At 53.6% G+C, this 8,969-nt stretch carries 7 protein-coding genes; 3 read left to right on the top strand and 4 right to left on the bottom strand.

Features of this window, described 5'->3' with window-relative positions:
- Positions 1 to 1,442: 3-hydroxyacyl-CoA dehydrogenase NAD-binding domain-containing protein (locus tag B3P58_RS05235; protein ID WP_286716408.1), on the bottom strand; the 1,442-nt coding region annotated here is incomplete at its 3' end.
- 489 nt (positions 1,443 to 1,931) lie between these two features.
- Here B3P58_RS05235 and B3P58_RS05230 point away from each other — a divergent pair.
- Complete coding sequence (locus B3P58_RS05230) at positions 1,932 to 2,723, top strand: hypothetical protein (RefSeq protein ID WP_145469463.1); 792 nt, start codon at positions 1,932 to 1,934, stop codon at positions 2,721 to 2,723.
- Positions 2,724 to 2,866: 143 nt separating this feature from the next.
- Here the strand turns inward: B3P58_RS05230 and B3P58_RS05225 are convergent, their stop codons facing one another.
- From B3P58_RS05225 to B3P58_RS05220, 3 genes are read right to left on the bottom strand one after another with little or no spacing between them, the layout of a single operon-like run.
- Positions 2,867 to 3,337 carry a hypothetical protein gene (locus B3P58_RS05225; protein ID WP_145469462.1) on the bottom strand — a complete coding sequence of 157 codons (471 nt, stop codon included), beginning with the start codon at positions 3,335 to 3,337 and terminating at the stop codon, positions 2,867 to 2,869.
- Positions 3,334 to 3,801 carry a hypothetical protein gene (locus B3P58_RS20715; RefSeq protein ID WP_349676567.1) on the bottom strand — a complete coding sequence of 156 codons (468 nt, stop codon included), beginning with the start codon at positions 3,799 to 3,801 and terminating at the stop codon, positions 3,334 to 3,336. The genes B3P58_RS05225 and B3P58_RS20715 overlap by 4 nt, the downstream gene beginning before the upstream one ends.
- The gene (locus B3P58_RS05220; protein WP_349676566.1) at positions 3,791 to 5,239 is read right to left on the bottom strand and encodes an ATP-binding cassette domain-containing protein; all 1,449 of its coding nucleotides are present in this window, start codon (positions 5,237 to 5,239) and stop codon (positions 3,791 to 3,793) included. Before B3P58_RS05220 ends, B3P58_RS20715 begins: the two co-directional genes overlap by 11 nt.
- Positions 5,240 to 5,462: 223 nt before the next feature.
- On the opposite strand from B3P58_RS05220, the gene B3P58_RS05215 reads away from it, so the two are divergent.
- Positions 5,463 to 6,602: an efflux RND transporter periplasmic adaptor subunit gene (locus tag B3P58_RS05215; RefSeq protein ID WP_225691743.1), complete on the top strand. Its 1,140-nt coding sequence runs from the start codon at positions 5,463 to 5,465 to the stop codon at positions 6,600 to 6,602.
- Positions 6,603 to 6,605: 3 nt separating this feature from the next.
- Positions 6,606 to 8,969 (top strand): efflux RND transporter permease subunit (locus B3P58_RS05210; RefSeq protein WP_286716407.1); only part of this gene is annotated, 2,364 nt, incomplete at its 3' end.

The following is an 8,969-nucleotide window of genomic DNA, read 5'->3' as shown; positions in this document are numbered from 1 at the left end:
TAAGCAACCACAGTGGCCACAGCTTCAGGAGAAGTCTTGGCACCACGGATAACTTCAACCAGTGGCATCATGTGCACAGGGTTAAAGAAGTGCATACCCAGGAAGTTTTCAGGACGCTTCAGGTCAGCAGCCAGCAGGTCGATAGAAATGGTAGAAGTGTTAGACGTGATGATCGCATCTTCGCGAACTTTGTCTTCCAGCTCAGCCAGAACCATTTTTTTGACTTTAGGGTTTTCAACAACCGCTTCAACCACAGTGTCGACATCGCCGAATTCTGCATAAGACAGAGTCGGACGGATGCGGTTCAGGGTTTCACCCATCTGCAGAGGCTTCATTTTCTTACGCTCTACGCGCTTGGCCAGCAGCTTGTTCGCTTCGTTCAGGCCCAGCTCGATACCCGCTTCATTGATGTCTTTCATCATGATCGGGGTGCCTTTCAGCGCAGACTGGAAGGCAATACCGCCACCCATGATGCCAGCGCCCAGCACAGCAGCTTTATTGGTTGGCTTAGCAGCCTTGTCGAATTCTTTTGCTTTCTTCTTCAGCAGCTGGTCGTTCATGAACAGACCGATCAGAGCGTTGCTTTCAGAAGTTTTTGCCAGTTGTGCAAAGCCTTTGGCTTCCACTTCCAGTGCTTTATCACGACCCATGTTGGCCGCTTTCTGCATGGATTTGATGGCAACGATTGGCGCTGGGTACTGACCTTTGGTCTGACCAGCAACGAAACCTTTAGCGGTTTCGAAAACCATCATCTGTTCCATCGTGTTCAGCTTCAGCTTGGAAGTTTTTTCTTCACGACGGGCCTGCCAGTTGATTTCGCCAGCGATGGCGGCTTTCAGCATGGCAACAGACTGTTCTTTCAGTTTGTCAGCAGCAACAACGGCATCAACTGCGCCGTCTTTCAGTGCTTTCTCAGGCTTGTTCTCAGCGCCCATGCAGATCCATTCGATCGCATTGTCAGCACCGATAACACGTGGCAGACGGACAGTACCGCCAAAACCAGGCATCAGACCCAGTTTAACTTCTGGCAGACCGATCTTGGCCTTGTCAGACATAACGCGCAGGTCGGTAGACAGACACATTTCGAAGCCGCCACCCAGAGCGATGCCATTAATAGCAGTCAGGGTAGGAACGGACAGATCTTCGATAGCACAGAAGATTTTGTTGGCTTCGAGGCCCCAGGCCACGATTTCTTCTTCGCTTTGCTTGAAGGCTTCACCGAATTCGGTGATATCCGCGCCGACGATAAATACGTCTTTACCAGATGTAACTAAAACGCCTTTAACGTCGCTGTTGCCTTGAATCGCTTCAACTGCTGCCTTCAGGTCTTCCAAAGTAACGCGGTTAAACTTGTTAACAGAGTCGCCTTGCAGATCGAATTTCAATTCGGCGATGCCGTCTTCGATCAAATTTACCGTGATGGCTTTACCTTCGTAAATCATCAACTGATCTCCACATGGTGGTTAGCTATTGACTGATCTGCCCGAAAGCGGATCAGCATTCTGCCTGTTGGTGAAACAACGCCCGCTGATGTTCATAAAACGAACAATTCATACGAGCGTTTGAATCTGAGTGGCACACATTCGGGGAAAGCGGTTGGAAAGTCAATAGAGAAGCAGGAATTGACGGGCATGCTGCTTATTTTCTGCACAAACCACGATCCTGAACGGCGCTATTTTAGCAGGTAAAGGGTCATTCGTGTTGAAAGACGATCACCTGACAGGTGGAAGTTATTCTGCCGGGCAGGAACCCGGTCACGGGTACGAGACCACAGACAACCACCGCCCTATCCTGGCGCATTAAGCTACTTTTTGTTCATTTTTGTTACAGTTTGTAATGTCCTATAGGGATAAAATGGCCTATCTCATACACTCCTTGCGGAAAGGATGTAATTCTTTCACGACAACTATCTAAAACAAAAAGAAGAAAACATGATGCGTCTAGCCTTCAACACCGCACGACTGGTGGTTCTGTTGTTACTGAGCCAGGCCGCACTCGCGACCCCACAGCAATTACTGACCGATTTACAACATATGCGCCTTGCCGCAACCAACGCCGTCACCAACTTTTATATGTTTTCTGGTTTGGATGCCGACAGTAAATACGAGCGCCGTATTGATCAGAGCATGAAGAAATTCAATGACAGCCTGACCAGTGCCCGCCAGCTGGCTTCCATCAACGGCATGGGCGACAGTGTTGCCAGCATTGATGCCGACTGGAAGAAGCTGTCTGAGCTGATGATGATTAACCGCAACGACATGCTGAAGCAGGGCTATCCCAACGTCCGTCTGGTCGATGAAATGGGCCGTAAGAGCATGGAAATTGTGAATAAGGCATCGGATGCCTACAGCAAGCTGGAACAAAGCAGTGGCATTAAGCCCAGCCCAATCGTGCAGAAAGCCCGCGACCTTGCCTTACTGATGGAAGAAATTACCTCTCAGTATGCCGCCCGCGGTACGACCAACCTGGGCCAGGTATTTATGGGCAACTACTCCCGCACCCTGACCGAAATGGCCGAAGATTTTCAGCAACAGCTGACTGAGCTGGAAGGCATGATCAAATCACAGAAGACCGAAGTGCTGATGGGCAGTGTTAAAAGCAAATGGCGCTTTATGGAAGAGCGCATCAAGAATTACAACGAGAACACCGTACCGTTTCTGGTTGTCAGCTATAACGACCGTATCATTGAGCATCTGGAAGAGCTGGAGTCGATGTTCCAGTAACAGACTGACGCTGCACATAAAAAAGCCCGCGGAATGCGGGCTTTTTTTATTTCTCGTTCACACGCTCCGCGTGGGAATGCAACGCTAACGGCAAAGGCTACCACGCAGAGCGTGGGAGCCAGATATAATCGCTTATAAAGCGCTTAAAAAAACGCTTCCATAAAATGCTGATAGGCTGCAGCACTGGCCGTTTTGTTTTCAGCCGCCATCAGCGTCACGCGGTTGTCGTACACCTCCAGCATCAGCAGGTTATCCTGCAGCTGTGGCAACATACGGCTGATCAGTTCAGCATCGGCCGCACTGCCATGGTTATGCCAGCTCAGACCTTCGGGCAAGCCTTCATTGTCCCAGCCCGCCTGACCCACAACCCGGAATTTAAGATCCCCGCCCTGCTGCTTACCGCGCCGTAACAGCGTATAGCTGGTACCGGGGATGTCATCGCGGATACCGGTTTTGGCTGCGTCCGGTTTAAAGGTAAAGCTGCGTACCTGTAAACCACTGCGGATGGCTTCAAAACGCAAGGCCGCCAGACGGGTATCGCGTGGGCTGGGTTTCAGCCAGATGATGGAGCCAAACAGAGACAGGGCTACGGCCACCACAATCAGCCAGATCATAAGGTCATTTCCTCCAGCTCCAGCCAGCGTTCTTCCAGAGCTTCGAGCGCTGCTTCGGCATCTGCCAGCTGGGCCAGCACGGCCTGAACCTGTGCAGCGTCACCACTGTAAAAATTGCCATCAGCAGTCTGAGCAGCCAGCGCATCGCGCTTCGTTTCCGCTGCGGCAATCTGTTCAGGCAGCAGATCTAGTTCGCGTTGCAGTTTGTACGACAGCTTTTTCTTTGGCTCTGCCGGCGCGCTAGCTGAGGCCGGCTCATCTTTTTTAACGGCTTTTTCACTGGCGCCAGCTGGTGCGCTGCTGGCCTGTGTGGCGCGGGCTTTCATCCGTTCCTGCCAGTCGGAGTAACCACCAACCTGCTCGTCGATCACGCCGTTTTCACCGAACACCCACAACTGCGTAACCACGTTATCGATAAAGGCCCGGTCATGGCTGACCAGCAGCAGCGTGGCCTTATATTCCATCAGACGCTCTTCCAGCAAGCTCCAGAGTTTCCACGTCCAGATCGTTGGTCGGCTCATCCATCACCAGCAGGTTGCAGGGTTTCAGGAATAACTTGGCCAACAGCACGCGGTTACGCTCCCCACCGGACAAAGCTTTAACCGGCGTACGTGCCCGCGCCGGGGCAAACAGGAAGTCGCCCAGATAACCGATGATATGACGGCTCTGGCCATTCACTTCGACCTGGTCCTTACCATCGGCGACGTTATCGGCAATGGATTTTTCTTCGTCCAGCTGATGGCGGGCCTGATCAAAATAAGCAACTTCAAGTCTGGTACCACATTTAATGGTGCCCGACTGCGGCTCAAGCTTGCCCAGCAGTAATTTCAGCAGCGTACTCTTACCCACGCCGTTGGGGCCAATCAGGCCGATACGGTCACCGCGCATCACTGTGGTGGAGAAATCGTTCACCTGCATCACGTCTTTCCAGGCGTAGGTCAGATGTTCGATTTCAAATACCTGCTTACCGGAAGATTCCGCAGCATTCATGCTGATATTGGCACTGCCCTGCACTTCACGGCGGGCCTTGCGCTCTTTGCGCATTTCTTTTAACCGCTCAACCCGGCCTTCATTACGGGTACGACGCGCTTTAACGCCCTGGCGAATCCACTTTTCTTCTTCGCTCAGGCGCTTATCGAATAAGGCATTCTGGGTGGCTTCGTCTTCCAGGCGTTTCTCGCGGTATTCAACAAAGCTCAGGTAGTCGCCCTGCCACTGATACAGATGGCCACGATCAAGTTCAACAATACGGGTCGCCAGATTCTGCACAAAAGCCCGGTCGTGACTGATAAAGACCAGCGCGCCGTTGAACTGCTTCAGCTGCTCTTCCAGCCATTCGATGGTGGCCACGTCCATATGGTTGGTTGGCTCGTCGAGGATCAGCAGATCCGGCTCGACGACTAAAGCCCGGGCCAGCATCACCCGGCGCTGCCAACCACCAGACAGTTCAGAAAACATCGACTCGCCGGGCAGATTCAGCTTCTGGATAATGGCTTCCACTTTCTGCTGCCAGCGCCAGCCATCGGCGGCTTCGATACGGGTTTGCAGCTGCTCCAGTTTTTTCAGGTCAGCATCCGCGCCTTTAGCACTTTCATCATGGTATTGGGCGATGGCCAGACCAACATCCCCCAGCCCTTCGGCAATTACATCGTAGACCGGCGTATGGGTGGTCTGCGGCAGTTCCTGCTGCAGTGCGCTGACACGCAGCAGATCGCGGTATTCCACCCGGCCATCATCCGGCTGTACCTGACGGTTAAGAATTTTCAGCAGCGTCGATTTACCTTCGCCATTGCGGCCAACCACACACAGACGCTCGCCGCTCTGAATATCAAGATCGACCTTATCGAGCAGAACGTGATCGCCAAACGCCAGCTCAGCCTGTTTCAAACGCACTAATACCATGGAGCCTTAACCTTACCGCCGGAGAAAAGGCCGACAGTATACAGAGGAAGCGCCATCGCCGCGCGGCCAGAACCCGGTCCAATGGAAAAGCAACGTTTGTCCCAGATAAAAGACAGTCTGTTTTAAATAGATTTGCAAAAAAGGCTATTGCATCTGCTATCGGCAACCGTTAAACAGCTCCGTTGCCCTTTGTGCATTTCGTTCTCATAACCGGTACATAATAATGACAATACATCTGAATCAGGGACATATTGCCGCTCTGATCATCGCCCTGGCTTTTTTCATCTGGATGGGAGCCGGCTCCTTGTCCGACGACGCCCCATTTGAAAACCCACGCCCACTGGTGATGGACAGTGGCCTGACACGTGTTCAGGTTGAGCGGATGAAAGGTGAGCTGGTTAATCGCGACATCACTATTTCTGCTCATACGGCTGCCAACCGCCGGGTTGAACTGAAATCAGAAATCCGCGGCAAAGTGATTGCGATCCATAAAGACAAAGGTGCCGCTGTTAAAGAAGGTGAGCTGCTGCTGGAACTGGATGCCCGCGACTGGCCGGCACGGGTAAAACAGGCGGAAGCCAATCTGCAACAACGCCAGCTGGAAGCCCGCAGCGCCCGCCAGCTGAGTGAACGCGGTCTGGCCAACGAATCACAACTGGCACAGGCTGCCACTGCGCTGGCCAATGCCGAAGCTGAGCTGACCAACGCCCGTATTCAGCTCAATGCCACCAAAATCCGCGCCCCTTTTACCGGTATTGTTGACCAGCGCATGGTTGAGATCGGCGATTTCGTCAAAGACAGCTCTCCTTTGCTGACCGTGCTCGATTTCACTCCATTTCTGGTAAAAGGCCAGGTGTCCGAACGCGACGCCGCCGACATTAATATCGGTGACGCCGGTTTTGCTGAGCTGATCAATGGCGACCGCGTCGATGGCCGTGTCCGCTTTATCGCGGCCGAAGCCGATGCCAAAACCCGCACTTTCCCGCTGGAGCTGGAAATCAGTAATCCGGGCGGCAGTATGACCAGCGGCCTGACCGCCAAGCTGCATATTCCGCAACCAGCGACCTACGCCTACTTTATCTCTCCGGCATTGCTGATTCTGGACGATGAAGGCCAGCTGGGGCTGAAAGGTATTGATGAGCAAAACCGCGTGGTATTCCGCGGCGTTAACCTTTTAAAAGCCGATAACAAAGGCATCTGGGTTTACGGTCTGGGCTCTGAGGCCAACATCATCACCGTTGGTCAGGGCTTTGTGGAATACGGTCAGCAGGTTGAGCCCGTCTATATGCAAGACACCGAAATCAGTGCCCAGCCGGAAGCGCCCAAAGACGACGCTGACGCCACTGCCTTAAGTGCGGGGTAAGGTATGAATTCACTGATTGATGCATCCCTGCAGCGTTCACGCACGGTACTGATGCTGTTTTGCCTGATTGCGTTGGTGGGTATTGCCACGCTGATCACGATTCCGAAAGAAAGTAACCCGGATATTACCGTTCCTTTTGTTTATGTTTCGGTGGTGCACGATGGGATCGCACCGGAAGACGCCGACGCCCTGATTTACAAACCGCTGGAAAAGGAGCTGCGCTCCCTCGACGGGCTGAAAGAAATGGTGTCTACCGCCACCAGTGGTCATCTGTCGATCACGCTGGAATTTTACACCGACGTAAATATTGATCAGGCCCTGCAGGATGTCCGCCAGAAAGTGGATGACGCCAAAGGCGAGTTGCCCACCGACAGCAAAGAACCCAAGGTAAAAGAAATCAACGTCGCCCTGTTTCCGGTGATGGTGGTGACCCTGTCCGGCGAAGTGAATGAGTCTGCACTCTATGCCGTGGCCGAAGATCTGCAGGACCGTCTCGAAGCCCTGCCCGGCGTACTCGAAGCCACGATTCAGGGTAAGCGTGACGAAATCGCCGAGATCATCGTCGACCCGGCGCGCATGGATAACTACAACCTGTCGTTTAATGATCTGGCCCGGCTGGTTGGCAATAACAACCAGCTGGTCGCCAGCGAGGATCTGGACACCGGCGCCGGACGTTTTGGCGTCAAGGTGCCCGGCCTGATTGAAAATATTCCCGACATTCTCAAACTGCCGGTCAAAGCCGATGGCGACACCGTGGTGCTTTTTCAGGATATTGCGGTGGGCCGCCTGGCTTACAAAGACCGTAAAAATGCTGCCCGGGTGAATGGTAAGCCCGCCGTCACGCTGGAGATCAAAAAGCGCATCGGCTCCAACATCATCGACACCCTTGATCAGGTAAAAGGCATCATTAATGAAGTGAAGCCCTACTGGCCGGCCGGTATTGATGTGGGTGTAACCCAGGACGAATCGGTACAGATCAAAGACATGCTCAACGATCTGTTCAATAACGTTCTGGTAGCAACATTACTGGTGATGATTCTGGTGCTCGGCAGTCTGGGTCTGCGCAGTTCGCTGATGGTCGGCATGGCCATTCCCGGTGCTTTTCTGATGGCGCTGATTGTGCTCAGCATGATGGGCTACACCCTGAATATGGTGGTGTTGTTCTCGCTGATTCTGTCCGTCGGCATGCTGGTTGACGGCGCCATCGTTGTGACTGAGTTTGCCGACCGGCGCCTGGCCGAAGGCGCGACTAAACTGCAGGCTTACAGCGAAGCGGCCAAGCGCATGGCCTGGCCAATTATCGCCTCGACAGCCACGACCCTGGCAGTCTTTCTGCCGCTGCTGTTCTGGCCCGGCACCACCGGCGAATTTATGAAATTCCTGCCGCTCACCCTGCTTTACACCCTGAGTGCTTCGCTGATTATGGCGTTGATTGTGGTGCCGACCATTGGCGCTGTTATGGGAAAGGATGGTCATCATAACAACGGTGCCCTGAGCGCCATCGAAGCCGCCGAACAAGGCCGCTTCGACGAGCTGAAAGGCTTTACCGGCGGTTATATTCGCCTGCTGTCGAAAGCTCTGAAGCACCCGCTGCAGGTGCTGGGTATGGCAATTGCGGCTCTGATTGGCTCTTTTGTGCTGTATGGCTCACTGGGACACGGCGTCGAGTTTTTCCCCGATGTGGATGCCGATATCGGCCTGGTCGATGTCCGTGCGCGCGGCAACCTGTCGCTGCTTGAGCGTGAAGAACTGGTACAGCAGGTGGAAAAACGCATTTTCGATATGGCCGAAATTCAGTCGCTGTATACCGCCACCTTTGTCAAAGCGCCTTCGGATTCCGCTGCCGATGTGATTGGCCGCATTCAGATCGAACTGGTGAACTGGGAGCATCGCCGCTCCGCCAACCAGATTCTGGCCGACATTGAACACCGCACCGCCGATATTGCCGGCATCATTATTGAAACGCAGAAGAAAGAAGGTGGCCCGGCTGCCGGCGCCGATATCCAGCTGCAGTTTACCGCCGCCAGCAATGAAGCCATGGTGCCTCTGCTGGAAGAAGTAAAAGCCATCTTTAATGCAGACCCGGAACTGAAAGACGTGCGCGACGACCGGCCACTGGAAGGCATTGAATGGCAACTGCAGATTGACCGCGAAGAGGCCACCCGCTACGGCACGGATATCGCCAGCACCGGCGCCATGATCCGCATGATTACCGGCGGCCAGAAAGTCGGCACCTTCCAGCCGGATTTCAGTGATGACGAAGTTGAGATTCTGCTGCGCTATCCGCTGCAGACCCGCAGCATTGATCAGTTTGAAGCCTTTAATATCAGCACGCCTTATGGCCTGGTGCCGGTCAGCAACTTTATG

It is taken from the genome of Thalassolituus sp. UBA2009 (assembly GCF_002335285.1).
In the GTDB taxonomy this organism is placed as follows: domain Bacteria; phylum Pseudomonadota; class Gammaproteobacteria; order Pseudomonadales; family Oceanobacteraceae; genus Venatoribacter; species Venatoribacter alkanivorans.
Note: the sequence above shows the minus strand (reverse complement) of the source record. Positions and strands in the feature narration are given on the sequence as shown.

Bases quoted from the DNA above. Each gene is read 5' to 3' on its own strand.
- B3P58_RS20715 (WP_349676567.1), bottom strand. From the start codon at position 3,801: ATGGAATATAAGGCCACGCTGCTGCTGGTCAGCCATGACCGGGCCTTT.
- B3P58_RS05215 (WP_225691743.1), top strand. From the start codon at position 5,463: ATGACAATACATCTGAATCAGGGACATATTGCCGCTCTGATCATCGCC.
- B3P58_RS05230 (WP_145469463.1), top strand. From the start codon at position 1,932: ATGATGCGTCTAGCCTTCAACACCGCACGACTGGTGGTTCTGTTGTTA.
- B3P58_RS05220 (WP_349676566.1), bottom strand. From the start codon at position 5,239: ATGGTATTAGTGCGTTTGAAACAGGCTGAGCTGGCGTTTGGCGATCAC.
- B3P58_RS05225 (WP_145469462.1), bottom strand. From the start codon at position 3,337: ATGATCTGGCTGATTGTGGTGGCCGTAGCCCTGTCTCTGTTTGGCTCC.